Source organism: Streptomyces sp. NPDC059002, from assembly GCF_042740435.1.
In the GTDB taxonomy this organism is placed as follows: domain Bacteria; phylum Actinomycetota; class Actinomycetes; order Streptomycetales; family Streptomycetaceae; genus Streptomyces.
Map to the genome: position 1 here is coordinate 17,166 of NZ_JBHYJI010000043.1, position 15,424 is coordinate 32,589.

A 15,424-nucleotide genomic window follows, 5' to 3' on the forward strand; every position below is an offset into this window, starting at 1 on the left:
ATGACTACTCCCGACATCCGCGTCGAGAAGGGTCACGCCGACCCCGAAGAGGTCGCGGCCATCACCGCCGTCCTGCTGGCCCGCGCCGCCGCGCAGCCCGCCGCCCCGGCCCGCCGCGGCCGCGACAAGGCCGGCTGGCGCCGCCTCGAGCGCACCCCGGGCTTCCGCGCCCCGCACAGCTGGCAGGGCTGAGCCCCGTCCGGCTGCTGACTTCGGGCCCCGCTCTCCTTCGGGAGGGCGGGGCTCAGTCGTTCCTGCGGTGGGCGAACACGGCCGAGGGCGGGCCCGGTTCACCGCTTTCGTGGTGAACCGGCCCCGCCCTCGGCCGTGTACAGCGTGAGCGTCAGCGAAGACGTGCCATCAGCGCATGCTCGACCAGCGTGATCAGCGCGCTCTTGGCATCGGCGCGGTGTCGCGCGTCGGTCGTGATGATCGGCGTGTCCGGGCCGATCTGCAGCGCCTCGCGGACCTCGTCGGGCGTGTACGGCTGGTGGCCGTCGAAGCCGTTGAGGGCGATGACGAAGGGAAGTCCGGAGTTCTCGAAGTAGTCGACGGCGGGGAAGCAGTCGGCGAGCCGCCTCGTGTCGACCAGGACGACCGCGCCGATGGCGCCACGGACCAAGTCGTCCCACATGAACCAGAAGCGGTCCTGCCCCGGCGTACCGAAGAGGTACAGGATCAGGTCCTGGTCCAGGGTGATGCGACCGAAGTCCATGGCCACCGTCGTGGTGGTCTTGTCTCCGGTGTGGGTGAGGTCGTCGATGCCCGCGGACGCGGACGTCATCACGGCCTCGGTGCGCAGCGGGTTGATCTCGGAGACCGCCCCGACGAAAGTGGTCTTGCCCACGCCGAAGCCGCCCGCCACCACGATTTTCGCGCTGGTGGTGGAGCGGGCTGTTGCTCCGCCGCTAGAGCTTGCGAAGTCCACTGAGCACCCTTTCGAGCAGTGTCACGTCTGGCTGGCCGCCGGCGGACTCGTCGCCGCCGGGCTGATGGATGGCGACGAGTCCGGCCTCCGCCAGGTCGGCTACGAGGATCCGGGCGACGCCGAGGGGGATGGAGAGCAGTGCCGAGATCTCAGCCACTGACTTGATCTCGTGGCACAGGTTGCAGATCCGCTGGTGCTCGGGCAACTGGCCCTGCAGCTGGTGCGGTTGTGCGGTGGTGTGCACCAGCGCCTCGATGGCGAGCTGGTAGCGGGGCCTGGTGCGGCCGCCCGTCATGGCGTACGGGCGCACCAGGGGGTTGTTCGCCGACCCCGCGGGCGCCGGTTCGGGGGCGCGCCGCTGGGGCTGGACCGGCTGGATCCGGCCGGGCTGCTGGTCGTAGGGGCGTGGTCCCGGCTGCTGGGGCGGCTGCTGGGGCTGCGCGTACGGCTGGCGGCGGTGGCTCGGCGCGGAGGGGAAGTTGTACCGGTTCGGGCCGCCGTCGTGCTGGCCGCCCTGGCCGCGACCAGGGGACCAGTGCGCCGATGACGAACCGTCTGGGGGTGTTGCCACGTTGCTTCCTCCTCCAACTGTGCCGGGCACCATCACTGTGGAGCCGCGTCCCGAAACCTTACGGCCACGAGGCGCGAAAACGCACCGTCTGTCTGTTAGTTGAGAAGGCTCCCCTGGAGCTCCGCACGCAGGTCCGGGGTGAGGACGCTGCCCGCGCGATCGACAAGAAGTGCCATTTCGTACCCAACGAGACCGATGTCCGCATCCGGGTGGGCGAGTACGGCGAGGGAGGAGCCGTCGGAGATGGACATGATGAAGAGAAATCCTCGCTCCATCTCCACAACGGTCTGGGTCACGGAGCCGCCCTCGAAGATCCGGGAGGCCCCGGCGGTCAGCGAGGTCAGACCCGAGGCGACCGCGGCGAGCTGATCGGCCCGGTCGCGGGGGAAGCCTTCGGACATCGCCAGAAGGAGTCCGTCGGCGGAGACCACCACGGTGTGGGACACCCCGGGGGTGTTGTCCACGAAGTTGGTGATCAACCAGTTCAGGTTCTGCGCCGCCTGGCTCATCGGGCTCACACTAACGCTCCTGGTTGTAGGTGCTATCAGGGCTGAAGCCCTGGCCATTCGTGTCACTGCCTGCAGTGCGTCCCCGCTGGACGCCGCGGCGCAGGTTGCTCAGCCTGCCCCGTACGTCCTCGGGGTCGCGGGAGACCTGGGGGCCGCCCTGTGGGGTCTGTTCCGCGGTGCCCTCGACCAGATTGGCCTTGGGCACCCGCCGCGGGAGCCCGGACGAGGTGACCCCGCCCGCCTTCGGCTCCTTGAGGCGCTCGGCTCGCTGCCAGCGCTCGTCGTTCGACGAACGCCATTCATCATCGCTGCCGCTGTCGCTGCTGACGGTGGCGTTCCTGCTCTCGTCGACGGCGCCGACAGGGGCGCTTCCGTTGCCGCCGGGAGCGGTGGAGCCACGGCGCGGGAGGCCCGCGTCGGTCATCTCGTGGACGGTGGACGGGACCGGCCCCGGCCGGTCGAAGCCTACGCGTTCCGCATCGTCCGCGGGAGCGGCCGGAGCAGATTCCGGATCCGGAGCGTACTCGGCCTGATAGTTGTCCTGGTATCCGTCCCGGGTGGGCCAGTCGTCCTGCTGGGCCCGCTCCGGATAGCTGACCTGCTGGTCCTGGTAGCCGTCCGGCGCCGGGTAGTACTGCTCGTTCCCGTACGCCTGCTGGCCCTGGTCGTAGCCGATCTGCTGGTCGTACGCGGTCTGCTGCTGGTCGTAGCCGCCCTGCCCGTCGTACGCGGGAGCCTGCGCACCGCCCTGGTCGTACCCACCCTGCTCGTACGCGCCCTGCTCGTACGCGCCCTGCTGCTGGAACTGCTGCGCCTGGCCCTGCGGTTCGACCTCGTCGCGGAAGAGCGGACGGTGACCGGCCTGCGCCTCCAGGGCCGCGCGGCGCTCCTCGCGCATCAACGAGCGGCCGACCGGGTCGAGTTCGGGACCCGTCTCGGCGCCGTCGCCGTGGTAGCGGCTGTCGTCGAAGCCGAGCTCCGCGGCCGTGCGCAGCGGCTCGGCCTCCAGGGCCTGCTGCTCGGGGATGATCGAGGAGACGGTGAACTCGGGGTCCTGCGGGTGGTGTTCGCCACCGCCACCGTGGGTGATCCCGTCCGGCAGCATGACCAGCGAGGTCGTGCCCGCCTGCTCGCCCGAGGGGCGCAGCTGGACGCGGATGCCGTGCCGGTCGGAGAGCCGGCCGACCACGAACAGGCCCATGCGCTGCGAGATCGCGGCGTCCACGGTCGGCGGGTTGGCCAGCTTGTGGTTGATGTCCGCGAAGTCCTCGGCGGTCAGGCCGATGCCCTTGTCGTGGATCTCGACCATGACGCGGCCGTCGGGAAGACGGGTCGCGGTGACGCGGACCTTGGTCTGCGGCGAGGAGAACGTGGTGGCGTTCTCCAGGAGCTCGGCGAGCAGGTGCACGAGGTCGGTCACGGCAAGGCCGTGGATCTCGGCCTCCGGCACGCCCGCCAGCTCGATGCGCTCGTACTGCTCCACCTCGGAGGAGGCGGCGCGCAGCACGTCGACCAGCGGCACCGGCTGGTCCCAGCGGCGGCCCGGCTCCTCGCCGGAGAGGACGAGGAGGTTCTCGCCGTTGCGGCGCATACGGGTCGCCAGGTGGTCCAGGCGGAAGAGGTTCTCCAGCTGGTCCGGGTCGGCCTCGTTGTTCTCCAGGTCGGTGATGAGGGTCAACTGGCCCTCGATCAGCGACTGGTTGCGGCGCGACAGGTTGGTGAAGATCGCGTTGATGTTGCCGCGCAGCAGGGCCTGCTCGGCGGCGAGCCGCACGGCCTCGCGGTGCACCTGGTCGAAGGCGCGGGCGACCTCGCCGATCTCGTCCGTGGACGTGATCGGGATGGGCTCCACCCGGGTGTCGACGCGGCCCGGGTCCGTCCTGGAGAGCTGGTCGACCAGCATCGGCAGGCGCTGCTCGGCGATGCCGAAGGCGGCGGTGCGCAGGCGGCGCATCGAGCGGGACATCTGGCGGGCCATGAGCCCGGCCAGGATGAACGCGGCGAGCAGCGCGAGCACCACGATGGCGCCGGTGATGTACGCGTTGCGCTGGGCGGTGGCGGCGATGTCCGACGCCTCGTCCACGGCCTTGTCGGCGAGGTCCGACTCGATGGTGCGGTACGCGTCGAACTTGGCGGTGGTGGTGGCCCACCACGTCTCACGGGTGATGCCGTCGCCGGCCAGCTCGACCCGCGCGCTGGGCTGCGTGCTCGGCAGGTTGACGAGGGCCGCGACCATCTTCTCCTGCGAGGGCGGCGGGACGAACGTCCTGCCCTGGCCCTTCGCGGCGGCCGCGGCCTCCTTGGCCTGCTTCTCGCCGGCGGCCGTCAGCTCCTTCTTGGCGTCCTCCAGCTTGGCGACGTCCTCGGGGGTGCCGCCGCCGGTGTACTCCTCGATGGCGATGCGCTCGAGGTAGGCGTACGAGGAGAGCGAGGTGCGCTGCAGCGTCAGCGAGCCGGTGCCGGGGCCCGGCTTGACCAGCAGGTGCGTGCCGATGGAGCGCTCCAGGGAGAGCGCCGCCTTGGAGAGCGAGATCGCGTAGACGGTACGGCCGTAGCTGGTGATGTTGCCGGTGCCCAGACCGAGTTCGTTGGCGAACTCCATCAGGGGGTGCTGGATGGCGACGTAACCCTCTTCGGTCTTCACACCGGGGAGCTTGGTGGTGTACGCGGCCTGCCGCAGCGCGGCGAGCTTCGGCTCGACCTTGTGGAAGCCTTCGAGGCGGCGGTTGAGGCCTTCCTTGTCCGGCATCTTCTCGGCCGCCGCCTTGAAGTCGGCGGCCGCCCGGTCGGTGGCCTTGCGGGCCTTGAGCACGGCGGCGTTGTCCCGGTCGCCCTTGAGCAGCGGGGCGGCGGAGATGTCGCGCTCCTCGATGAGGCGGTTGCCGTAGTCGAGGGACGCCCGCACCAGGCGGGCGGTGTTCTCGGCGTCCTGGGCCTCGTGCCAGGTGTCGATGGAGCCCTTCACCTGGAAGCCGCCCATGACCAGGCCGACGAGCACGGGTATGAGCAGGATCGCGTTCAGCCGGGTCGGCACACGCCAGTTGCGGGGCGACATCCGTCCGCCGGAGGGAGCCACGGGCTCGGTGCCGGATGCGGCCGGGTCAACGGGGGACGCCGCCGCGCGCGGCGGCGGGGTGAAGTTGCCCCGCGCGTCCCCGGTGGGGGGTGCCGCGGGGCTCGGCTTGCTTCGCCTCACTCGACCAACAACCTCTCGGCGGCGGCACTCACGTCGTGCCGCTGTCGTCTCCAAGGCCCGTGCTACTGGGCAGTTCAGCGCATTCCAGCACGTCAGGGGCCGCTCTTCCAAACAGTCGGAAGCGGAAGTTCCAAGTGGTGTAAGCCTCAGATAAATCGGTCATAAAGAGCGAGCCCCGCCAAAAGGCGGGGCTCTTGTGAGCACAGCGACACCAGGTGACCGCGATGTGTGGCGGTCACCTGGCAATTCTCTGTCGAAACGTTATGAACACGGCGGGCGGTCGTGTCCAAGGACACAGATCGCTCCGTGAGATCTACGGCAACTGCCGTATGGCCCTGCCTACTTGAGACGTGCCATAAGTGCGTGCTCGACCAGCGTGATCAAGCCACTCTTTGCGTCTGCACGGTGTCGCGCGTCGGTCGTGATGATCGGCGTACCCGGGCCGATCTGCAGCGCCTCGCGCACCTCGTCCGGAGTGTACGGCTGGTGACCGTCGAAGCCGTTGAGGGCGATGACGAACGGCAGACCGCTGTTCTCGAAGTAGTCCACGGCCGGAAAACAGTCGGCGAGCCTGCGGGTGTCCACGAGCACGACCGCGCCGATGGCACCGCGCACGAGGTCGTCCCACATGAACCAGAAGCGGTCCTGACCCGGCGTACCGAAGAGGTACAGGATCAGGTCCTGGTCGAGCGTGATGCGGCCGAAATCCATCGCGACGGTGGTCGTCGTCTTGTCCCCGGTGTGGGTCAGGTCGTCGATGCCCGCGGACGCGGACGTCATGACGGCCTCGGTGCGCAGCGGGTTGATCTCGGAGACCGCCCCGACGAACGTGGTCTTGCCCACGCCGAAGCCGCCCGCCACCACGATTTTCGCGCTGGTGGTGGAGCGGGTCGTCGCTCCGCCGCTAGAGCTTGCGAAGTCCACTGAGCACCCTTTCGAGCAGTGTCACGTCAGGCTGGCCGCCGGCGTTCTCGTCCCCGCCGGGCTGGTGAATGGCGACGAGCCCGGCCTCCGCCAGGTCCGCCACGAGGATCCGGGCCACACCGAGCGGCATCGACAGGAGCGCCGAGACCTCGGCCACCGACTTCACCTCGCGGCAGAGGTGGCAGATCCGCTGGTGCTCGGGGAGCAGCCCCATCAGCTGGGCCGGGTCGGCCGTGGTGCTCACCAGCGCCTCGATGGCGAGCTGGTAGCGGGGCCGGGTCCGGCCGCCGGTCATCGCGTAGGGACGCACCAGCGGCTGGTCGCCCTCCATTCCGTACGACGCGTCCGAGCCGTACGGGTTGTGAGAGGCGGTGGGCGGGGTCATGGATCCTCCGGGCGGGACAGCAGGTCATCTGCGTGTGCCGTCTGACAGAGCCGGTGGGGGCAGTGTGGCGGCCGGACGGTTGGTCAGTACGTTCGGTCGGTGGGGCGGCCGAAGGGGCGGAAGCTTCGAAGCCTGCGGCTAGTGGAGCAGGCTGCCCTGCAGCTCGGCGCGGAGGTCCGGGGTGAGGACGGCGCCCGCTCGGTCGACGAGCAGCGCCATCTCGTACCCGACGAGGCCGATGTCGCACTCGGGGTGCGCGAGCACGGCCAGGGACGAGCCGTCCGAGACGGACATGATGAAGAGGAACCCCCGCTCCATCTCCACCACGGTCTGCGTGACGGTGCCGCCCTCGAAGATCCGGGAGGCGCCCGCGGTCAGCGAGGTCAGGCCCGATGCGACCGCGGCGAGCTGGTCGGCGCGGTCCCGCGGAAAGCCTTCGGACATCGCCAGAAGGAGGCCGTCGGCGGAGACCACGACCGTGTGGGACACCCCAGGGGTGTTGTCCACGAAGTTGGTGATCAACCAGTTCAGATTCTGTGCCGCCTGGCTCATCGGACTCAACTAACGCTCCTGCTGGTGAGTGGGGCGAGGGAAACTGCCGGTCTGGCCGGTACCGGCCTGGCGCCCCTGCTGGATGCCCCGACGGAGATTCGTCAGCCGGCCGCGCACGTCATCGGGCGCACGCGAGACCTGCGGACCTGTGCTTTCCTGCTGCTGCTGGGCCGTGCCCGCGACCAGGTTGGCCCGCGGGACGCGGCGCGGCAGACCGGATGTGGTGACGCCGCCCGCGGAGGGCTGCCGGACGCGCTCGGCCTGGCGGCCCAGCTCGTCGTTGGGCGAGCTGCGCCAGGTGGCGGGCGTGCCGCTGCCGTTGGTTCCGTTGGTGCTGGTGCCGGGGGCCCCGGTGTTTCCAGCGTTTCCAGCGTTTCCGGTGTTTCCGGTGTTCGCCGTGTTGTCGGTGGTCCCGGTGTTCCCGCCGAATCCGTTGAACCCGCCGTTGCCACCGGTGGTGGGCGCGGCAGGGGCCTGGCGCTGGGGGCGCGAGGGGAGCGGACGCTGCGGGGCCTCCGGTGCCTGGCGACGCGGCGGCTCGGGAGCCTGGCGCTGCGGGGGCTCGGGCGCCTGGTGGCGTACGGGCTCGGGGGCCTGGCCACCGTCCTGCGGGGCCTGCTGACCCTGGCCCTGGTCCTGCTGCGCGGCCTGCTGGTTCTGCTGCTGGAACCAGTTGGTCTCCAGCGTGTCGTACAGCGGCGTACGACCGTCACCCGGACCGGCGGCGGGCGTCTGCACGGGGCCCAGACCCAGCGGGTCGTCCTGGCCCAGCGGGTCCTGGTGCTGCGGCTGGGCCTGGCCCGGCTGCTGCGCGGACGTCTGCGGCTGCTGGGGGATGCCCTGGTTCGGGTCGCCCTGGCCGCGGCGCGGGGCCGGCGGACGCGGCACGGTGTAGTCGGGCATCTCCCGGCCGCCGCGCGGCGCGAGGCCGTCGCCCTGGTCCTGCGGCAGGCCCTGCGCCGGTGCCTGCGGGGCGTCCTGCTGCCCGCCGAACACATCCGAGCGGACGAACTGTCCGGTGCCCTGCGAAGCGTCGTCCTGCGGCGCGGGCGTACCCGGCGGCGGGCCGTCGAAGTCGGGGCGCGCGAACTGCGCGGTGGAGCCGGGACCCTGCAGATCGTCGGCGGCGGGCTGCGCGAACTGCCCGGTGGACTCGTGCTCCTCGTGACCGCGCGGGGCGTCGAAGGGCTCGCGCGAGACCTGCGGCTGCGCGTTCTCGTCGCTCCAACTGGGCACGCGGGGCTGCGGGTTGCCGCCGGGCAGCTCGGCGCGCGGCCCCCCGCGGGGCGGCAGCTGCGGCCGACGGCCCTGGTCGCCGGGCTCGTTGATGGCGTTCGTGCGCTGCTGCGGCACCGGCGGCTGCGGAGCGCCCGCGTCACCGCGGCCACCCTGCTGCCCGAAGGCACCGGCGCCCGCACCGGAGCGGTCGCCCTGCTGCGGCTGACCCGGCAGCGCGGGCTGCTGGCCCTGGCCCTGCGGAGCCGACGGCGGACGCTGTCCCGTGTCCCTCGCGGGCAGCGCGGCCCGCGGACCCGAACCGGCGACCTGACCACGCGGCGCACCGGCACCGAGCCGGCCCACACCGCCCGGCGCACCGGCACCGGGGCCGCCGCCGAGCGCGGGACCGCCGCGGCCGGGTCCTGCACCGAGACCGGGAGCGTTGTTGCCCGCGCCGACACCGCGTCGCGCGGCCGCGGCACCCGCGGCGGCCTGGGCCGCCGCGGGACCACCGGTCGGCGCGGGCGCGCCGGGCTTGCCGGGAGCCTTCTTGCCGCCCTGGGCGACGTCCACGGGCAGCATGACGAGCGCGGTCGTACCACCGGAGTCGGACGGCCGGAGCTGGATGCGGATGCCGTGGCGCTGCGAGAGGCGGCCGACCACGAACAGACCCATGCGGCGGGAGACCGAGACGTCCACGGTGGGCGGCGACGCGAGCCGCTCGTTGATCGCGGCGAGGTCCTCGGGGGAGAGGCCGATGCCGGTGTCGTGGATCTCGATCAGTACGCGGCCGTCGGGCAGCGCGTGACCGGTGACCTTGACCTTGGTCTGCGGCGACGAGAACGAGGTGGCGTTCTCGAGCAGCTCGGCGAGCAGGTGCACGAGGTCGTTGACGACGCGTCCCGCGACCTCGGTCGAGGGCACGGCGGACAGTTCGATGCGCTCGTACTGCTCCACCTCGGACGCGGCGGCACGGAGCACGTCGACGAGCGGCACGGGCCGGGTCCAGCGGCGGCCGGGCTCTTCACCGGCGAGCACGAGGAGGTTCTCGCCGTTACGGCGCATACGGGTCGCGAGGTGGTCGAGCTTGAACAGCGAGGACAGCTGGTCCGGGTCGGCCTCGCGGGACTCCAGCTCGGAGATGAGCGAGAGCTGGCGCTGGATGAGGCCCTGGGAGCGGCGCGAGAGGTTGGTGAACATCGCGTTGACGTTGCCCCGCAGGAGGGCCTGCTCGGCGGCGAGGCGGACGGCCTCGCGGTGCACGTCGTCGAAGGCCGCGGCCACCTGGCCGATCTCGTCCCGGGAGTGCACACCGACCGACTCGACGGAGGTGTCGACGTCCTGCGGGTCCGACTCCGAGAGCTGCTTGACCAGCTCGGGCAGGCGGTCCTGGGCGACCTTGGTCGCGGTGTCCTGGAGGCGGCGCAGCGAGCGGATCATGGACCGGGCCACGACGAACGCGCCGACGAGCGAGACGCCGAGCACGAGCAGGATCAGCGCACCGTTGAGGATGGCCGACTGCTCCGACTCGTTGCGCAGCTCGCGGGCCTTCTGCTCCATCTCGCCGAGCAGCGTCAGCTCGATCTTGGACATCGCGTCGATCTTGGTGGTGTCCGCGTCGACCCAGTCCTTGTAGGACCGCTTGTCCTGGAGCTTGATGCCGCCTTCCTGCTCGAGTACGCGCTTGGAGTACTCGTTGGCGGCCTTGATCGAGGAGTTGCCGCCGTCGATCGGCCTGGTCAGCTCGTCGGCGTTGCCGGCGTAGATCTTGCTGAACGTCTGGAGCTCCGCGCGCTCCTTCTCGTTGGCGCTGAGACCGAAGGTGCGGTCGGTCTCGGAGATCTTGCCGTAGTCGTCGTCGTTCGCGGGCAGCGCCGCGGCGATGATCGCGCGCTGGACGGACGCGTACTCCTTGGCCGAGGAGAAGGCGGCCAGCGAACGCGTGCGCTGGATCATGTCGGGGTTGCTCGTCGCCTGCGCCATGTCCTGCGAGAGCTTGAGCAGTTGCTCGACCAGCTGGCTGTACGCCTCGACGGTCTGCGAGGTCGACTGGTTGTCCTTGTAGGCGTCCTTGCGGACCTTGTTGATCCCCTGGAGCTGCTGGGTGATCTGGACCGCGCTGTGCCGGACGCCGAGGAGGCCCTTCTCGCCGTCGGTGTCGTTGAGGTCCTGGGTGCCCTGGAGGAAGTTCCGGTACACGCGGTCGGTCTTGTCGCGCGCGCCCTTGACCGTGTAGTCGGTGGCCTTCGCACCGTGCGCGAGGGGGCCCGCCGACTTGTCGCGCTCCTCCTGGAGCGCCGCGGCCAGCTCGGTGGCCTGCTTGGTCATCTCGGTCAGCAGCTTCATGTTGTCGAGCTGCTGGATCTCGTCCATGGACGAGTTGATGCGGAGCGCGCCGAGCGAGGTCGCGGTGATCACGGGGAGCGCGAGCAGCGAGACGAGGCGGGTGGAGATGCGCCAGTTGCGCAGGGCTATTCGCGAGCCGGGGCCGCTGGGCGTCTTGGCCCCCGCACCCTTGCCCTTGGCCGGGGCGGCCGTCGGACCGGTGCCCGCACCCAGGCGCGCGGCGCCGGGGCCGCTGTCACCGGGCGCACCCGGGCCGGGGTTCTGAGCGTGCTGGGGCGAGGAGCCGCGGTCGGTCCCGCGCTCCGGCTCCGCCGCAGCATCCCCTCGGCCGCGGTCGGCCTGGGAAGACCCCTTGCCATCCCTCTTGAAACGTCCCTGCACTAGCGTCGCAACCTCTGGACCAGGCGTCCCTCCGCGTAACGGCGGGACGGTGTCGGCGTCGTGGGGCGCGCGGCGCCCCATGGGTGGTCGTGAGTGACCGGCGCTGCTCCCCCTTCCCGCCGCCACTCGGCGCTGCGTTGCGCCCCTGCGCGCCGGTTCGATCCCGCGGCGGTCCCGGGAATTCCAGCACAGTGCCGGATCTCCAACAAGGCCCGTGTGTCGCGTCGCGACCTACGTGACGCGTTGTGAGTGCGGTGTCACGAGACGTAGAAAGTGATCTAGGAGAAATCGGACTCATTCCCCCAAAGTCGCTACCGGGAGGGGGTGTCCCAGTCTTCATGATCAGGAGCGGAATGGTGCCTTCAGTGGCGCAATGTCCGTTTCCAAGTGGCCAGCTGGCGAGGCGAATTGACCGTTTTGCCCGCTCCTCCGTGAGCAAACTCACATGAAGATCATGGCCTCTTCCGGACTTTGGCCGGGAATTGGATGTTTAGCCTGACGCTTTACAGGGATGGCGAATCCGACAAGCCGCGTCCGCCGTGTGACGCCCCAACCGACAGGGTCCGAACAACAGATGAAGACTGTGAAGTCGACGATGTTCCGCAACATAGCCAACCCGCGCCGCACCACTCTCGCGCACCTCACGGACGCCGACGAGATGCAGGCCGCCCCCGAGCTCCCGGAGCACGCGGTCGAACTCCCGACGCAGACCGCCAACCCCAAGCGCACGATCCTCATGGTCGCGCCGGAGCAGGCCAGCCCGTCCGGCGTCTGAGGACGAGCCGCACAGCGGCGATGAGCGCCAGGTCACCCGGGGGCAGGTCGCACGCAGGCCGCAGGCCCCCGCGTTAGCCTGGAGTGTCCGACTCCACCCATCCCAGCAAGGGGCTAACGCTCACGTGCGCATCGCCAGGTTCTCCATCGACGGCAATGTCGCTTTCGGCGCGGTCGAGGGCGACAAGCCCGACGAACTCGTCGTCGACATCATCAAGGGCAGTCCGTACGTCGCCGACTTCGAGCTCAGCGGTGTCAAGGTCCCGCTGAGCAAGGTCCGGCTGCTGCCTCCGGTCATCGGTCACAAGATCGTGGCCTTCGGCCGCAACTACGCGGAGCACGCCAAGGAGCTCGGCAGCGAGGTGCCCGACGCCCCGTTCGCCTTCTTCAAGCCCGCGACGTCGATGATCGGCTCCGGCGACGCCATCACGTACCCCTCGTTCTCCGAAGAGGTGCACCACGAGGCCGAGCTGGCCGTGGTCATCGGCCGCATGTGCCGCGAGGTCCCGCGCGAGCGGGTCAAGGACGTGATCTTCGGCTACACCTGCGCCAACGACGTCACCGCGCGCGACGTCCAGCGCCGCGAGAAGCAGTGGGCCCGCGCCAAGGGCTTCGACAGCGCCTGCCCGCTCGGCCCCTGGGTGGAGACGGACATCGACCTGGCCGCGGCCAACGACCTCACCATCCAGTGCACGGTCAACGGCCAGCAGCGCCAGCTCGGCCGCACCAGCGAGATGATCCACCCCATCGAGGATCTGATCGTGAACATCACCGAGGCCATGACGCTGCTCCCGGGCGACGTCATCCTCACGGGCACCCCGGCAGGGGTCGGCCCCCTCAACGTCGGCGACGAGGTCGCCGTCACCATCGAAGGCATCGGCACTCTCACCAACAAGGTGATCAAGCGTGGCTAACGCGAACGTCCGCGTACGTTTCTGTCCCTCGCCGACCGGCAACCCCCACGTGGGCCTGGTCCGCACCGCTCTCTTCAACTGGGCCTACGCCCGGCACAACGAGGGCACCCTGGTCTTCCGCATCGAGGACACCGACGCGGCTCGCGACTCCGAGGAGTCGTACGAGCAGCTGCTCGACTCGATGCGCTGGCTGGGCTTCGACTGGGACGAGGGCCCCGAGGTCGGCGGCCCGCACGCGCCGTACCGCCAGTCGCAGCGCATGGACATCTACAAGGACGTGGCCGAAAAGCTCCTCGCCGCAGGCCACGCCTACCCCTGCTACTGCACCACCGAGGAGCTGGACGTCCGCCGCGAGGCCGCCCGCGCCGCCGGCAAGCCGTCCGGCTACGACGGCCACTGCCGCGACCTCACCGACGAGCAGAAGCAGGCGTACGAGGCCGAGGGCCGCAGCCACATCGTCCGCTTCCGGATGCCGGACGAGGCCACCACCTTCACCGACCTGGTCCGCGGCGAGATCACCGTCCAGGCCGAGAACGTCACCGACTACGGCATCGTGCGCGCCAACGGCGCCCCGCTGTACACGCTGGTGAACCCGGTCGACGACGCCCTGATGGAGATCACCCACGTCCTGCGCGGCGAGGACCTGCTCTCCTCCACCCCGCGCCAGATCGCCCTCTACAAGGCGCTGATCGGGCTCGGCATCGCGAAGACGATCCCCGAGTTCGGCCACCTCCCGTACGTCATGGGCGAGGGCAACAAGAAGCTGAGCAAGCGCGACCCCCAGGCGTCGCTCAACCTCTACAGGGAGCGCGGTTTCCTCCCGGAGGGCCTGCTCAACTACCTCTCCCTCCTCGGCTGGTCGTTCTCCGCGGACCAGGACGTCTTCTCGATCCCCGACATGGTCGCCAAGTTCGACCTCGCGGACGTGAACGCCAACCCGGCCCGCTTCGACCTGAAGAAGGCCGAGGCGATCAACGCCGACCACATCCGCATGCTGGACGTGAAGACCTTCGCCGAGGCCTGCGAGCCCTGGCTGAAGGCCCCGCACGCCAACTGGGCCCCCGACGACTTCGACGAGGCCGCCTGGCAGGCCATCGCGCCGCACGCGCAGACCCGCCTCAAGGTCCTCTCCGAGATCACGGACAACGTCGACTTCCTGTTCCTGCCGGAGCCGGTCTTCGACGAGCCGAGCTGGACCAAGGCCATGAAGGAGGGCTCCGACGCACTCCTGCGCACGGCCCGCGCCCAGCTGGAGGCGGCCGACTGGACGTCCCCCGAGTCCCTCAAGGAGGCCGTCCTGGCCGCCGGTGAGGAGCACGGCCTCAAGCTCGGCAAGGCCCAGGCCCCGGTCCGCGTCGCCGTCACCGGACGCACGGTCGGCCTGCCCCTCTTCGAGTCCCTCGAGATCCTGGGCAAGGACAAGACCCTGACCCGCATCGACGCGGCCCTGGCGAAGCTCACCGCCTGATCCGCCCCGCACGAAACGAAGGGCCCGGAAGCCGAGACGGCTGCCGGGCCCTTCGCATACCGTCGGCGGTATGGCGATCAAAGCGGTGGTCTGGGACATAGATACTGCATTCTTCGGGGGATAACCCCCGAACCCCCAGCCGGGATCGGCAGCTGCGGCTACCGTCGGCCGTATGGCGATCAAAGCGGTGGTCTGGGACATAGATGACACGATCTTCGACTACGCGCGTGCCGATGCCGCGGGACTGCGCGCGCACCTCTCCGCCGAGGGCCTCCTGGAGCGGTACGCGTCCGTGGAGCACGCCCTGGCCCACTGGCGGGAGACCACCGAGCGCCACTGGGCCCGCTTCGGCGCGGGGGAGACGGACTTCCAGGAGCAGCGCCGCGACCGCGTGCGCGACTTCCTCGGCATCCCCGCGCTGACCGACCCCGACGCCGACGCCTGGTTCGCCCGTTACATCGGTCACTACGAATCGGCCTGGTCCCTCTTCCCCGACACCGTCCCGGCCCTGGACGCCCTCGCCGCCGACTACCGCCACGCGGTCCTCTCCAACTCCGCCCTGGTCGTCCAGGACCGCAAGCTGCGCGTCCTCGGCGTACGCGACCGCTTCGAGGCCGTCCTGTGCGCCGCCGACCTCGGCGTCTCCAAGCCCGCGGCCGAGGCGTTCCTCGCCGTCTGTACGACGTTGGGGCTCGACCCCTCGGTCGTCGCGTACGTCGGCGACCAGCCGGAGATCGACGCCAGGGGAGCCAGGGACGCGGGCCTCGTCGGGATCTGGCTGGACCGCAACGGCTCGGCGCAGGAAGGCCCGTCGGGGGTGCACCGCATCACGCGCCTCTCCGAGCTCCCCGCGCTGCTGCGGGCGGATACCCGTTTTGGAGCGCCGTCCACCTTCGGGTAATGTTCTTCCTGCGCCGCCCGAGAGGGCCGAAAGGTCCGGCCGGGAAGCGCACATCAAACAAAACCCCCGCAAGGGGTTGCGCTTTGATGGCCTATGGTGTAATTGGCAGCACGACGGTTTCTGGTTCCGTTAGTCTAGGTTCGAGTCCTGGTAGGCCAGCTCGCAGAGCTCATCTGCAACCGCGGATCCTGATCCGCAAAGCCCCCGTTGTGTAGCGGCCTAGCACGCTGCCCTCTCAAGGCAGTAGCGCCGGTTCGAATCCGGTCGGGGGTACAGATCCTTCCCGCGGGAACAGATCGGGTCGCACCCACTGTTTCTGATGCAGGATCGCTAGGGCCCCCGTTGTGTAGCGGCGTA

13 protein-coding genes and 3 tRNA genes (1 of these 16 running past the window's edge) are annotated in these 15,424 nt (G+C 70.2%); 8 read left to right on the top strand and 8 right to left on the bottom strand.

What is annotated here, in order from left to right; translation table 11 throughout:
* Entirely contained in the window at positions 1-192 is a 192-nt protein-coding gene (locus ACFWZ2_RS30455; RefSeq protein ID WP_384551107.1) for an acyl-CoA carboxylase subunit epsilon, read from the top strand.
* A gap of 151 nt (positions 193-343) precedes the next feature.
* Here the strand turns inward: ACFWZ2_RS30455 and ACFWZ2_RS30460 are convergent, their stop codons facing one another.
* The 8 genes from ACFWZ2_RS30460 to ACFWZ2_RS30495 form a co-directional block, all read right to left on the bottom strand.
* Positions 344-928 carry an ATP/GTP-binding protein gene (locus tag ACFWZ2_RS30460; RefSeq protein WP_030361923.1) on the bottom strand — a complete coding sequence of 195 codons (585 nt, stop codon included), beginning with the start codon at positions 926-928 and terminating at the stop codon, positions 344-346.
* The gene (locus ACFWZ2_RS30465; protein WP_384551108.1) at positions 909-1,499 is read right to left on the bottom strand and encodes a DUF742 domain-containing protein; all 591 of its coding nucleotides are present in this window, start codon (positions 1,497-1,499) and stop codon (positions 909-911) included. The genes ACFWZ2_RS30460 and ACFWZ2_RS30465 overlap by 20 nt, the downstream gene beginning before the upstream one ends.
* A gap of 95 nt (positions 1,500-1,594) precedes the next feature.
* Positions 1,595-2,008: a roadblock/LC7 domain-containing protein gene (locus ACFWZ2_RS30470; RefSeq protein ID WP_384551110.1), complete on the bottom strand. Its 414-nt coding sequence runs from the start codon at positions 2,006-2,008 to the stop codon at positions 1,595-1,597.
* A 10-nt stretch (positions 2,009-2,018) separates the two neighbouring features.
* Complete coding sequence (locus tag ACFWZ2_RS30475) at positions 2,019-5,204, bottom strand: nitrate- and nitrite sensing domain-containing protein (RefSeq protein WP_384551112.1); 3,186 nt, start codon at positions 5,202-5,204, stop codon at positions 2,019-2,021.
* A 339-nt stretch (positions 5,205-5,543) separates the two neighbouring features.
* Positions 5,544-6,128: an ATP/GTP-binding protein gene (locus ACFWZ2_RS30480; RefSeq protein WP_384551114.1), complete on the bottom strand. Its 585-nt coding sequence runs from the start codon at positions 6,126-6,128 to the stop codon at positions 5,544-5,546.
* The gene (locus ACFWZ2_RS30485; RefSeq protein ID WP_361177631.1) at positions 6,109-6,513 is read right to left on the bottom strand and encodes a DUF742 domain-containing protein; all 405 of its coding nucleotides are present in this window, start codon (positions 6,511-6,513) and stop codon (positions 6,109-6,111) included. The genes ACFWZ2_RS30480 and ACFWZ2_RS30485 overlap by 20 nt, the downstream gene beginning before the upstream one ends.
* Before the next feature lie 138 nt (positions 6,514-6,651).
* On the bottom strand, positions 6,652-7,065 hold the full coding sequence (locus tag ACFWZ2_RS30490) for a roadblock/LC7 domain-containing protein (protein WP_030787430.1): 414 nt from the start codon (positions 7,063-7,065) through the stop codon (positions 6,652-6,654).
* A gap of 9 nt (positions 7,066-7,074) precedes the next feature.
* The gene (locus tag ACFWZ2_RS30495; protein ID WP_384551117.1) at positions 7,075-11,010 is read right to left on the bottom strand and encodes a nitrate- and nitrite sensing domain-containing protein; all 3,936 of its coding nucleotides are present in this window, start codon (positions 11,008-11,010) and stop codon (positions 7,075-7,077) included.
* A 574-nt stretch (positions 11,011-11,584) separates the two neighbouring features.
* Between ACFWZ2_RS30495 and ACFWZ2_RS30500 the strand changes: the two genes are divergently transcribed.
* The 7 genes from ACFWZ2_RS30500 to ACFWZ2_RS30530 form a co-directional block, all read left to right on the top strand.
* A complete protein-coding gene (locus ACFWZ2_RS30500; protein WP_384551119.1) occupies positions 11,585-11,785 on the top strand; it encodes a hypothetical protein in 201 nt (66 codons plus the stop codon).
* 124 nt (positions 11,786-11,909) lie between these two features.
* Positions 11,910-12,698 (top strand): fumarylacetoacetate hydrolase family protein, encoded by a 789-nt coding sequence (locus tag ACFWZ2_RS30505; protein ID WP_384551121.1) that lies wholly within the window; start codon positions 11,910-11,912, stop codon positions 12,696-12,698.
* Positions 12,691-14,166: a glutamate--tRNA ligase gene (gene gltX, locus ACFWZ2_RS30510; RefSeq protein WP_384551123.1), complete on the top strand. Its 1,476-nt coding sequence runs from the start codon at positions 12,691-12,693 to the stop codon at positions 14,164-14,166. The genes ACFWZ2_RS30505 and gltX overlap by 8 nt, the downstream gene beginning before the upstream one ends.
* A gap of 172 nt (positions 14,167-14,338) precedes the next feature.
* Complete coding sequence (locus ACFWZ2_RS30515) at positions 14,339-15,067, top strand: HAD family hydrolase (protein WP_384551124.1); 729 nt, start codon at positions 14,339-14,341, stop codon at positions 15,065-15,067.
* 87 nt (positions 15,068-15,154) lie between these two features.
* Positions 15,155-15,226: transfer RNA gene (locus ACFWZ2_RS30520), tRNA-Gln, on the top strand.
* A gap of 41 nt (positions 15,227-15,267) precedes the next feature.
* Positions 15,268-15,340, top strand: a tRNA-Glu gene (locus ACFWZ2_RS30525).
* 62 nt (positions 15,341-15,402) lie between these two features.
* A tRNA-Glu gene (locus ACFWZ2_RS30530) sits at positions 15,403-15,424 on the top strand (it continues 151 nt past the right edge of the window).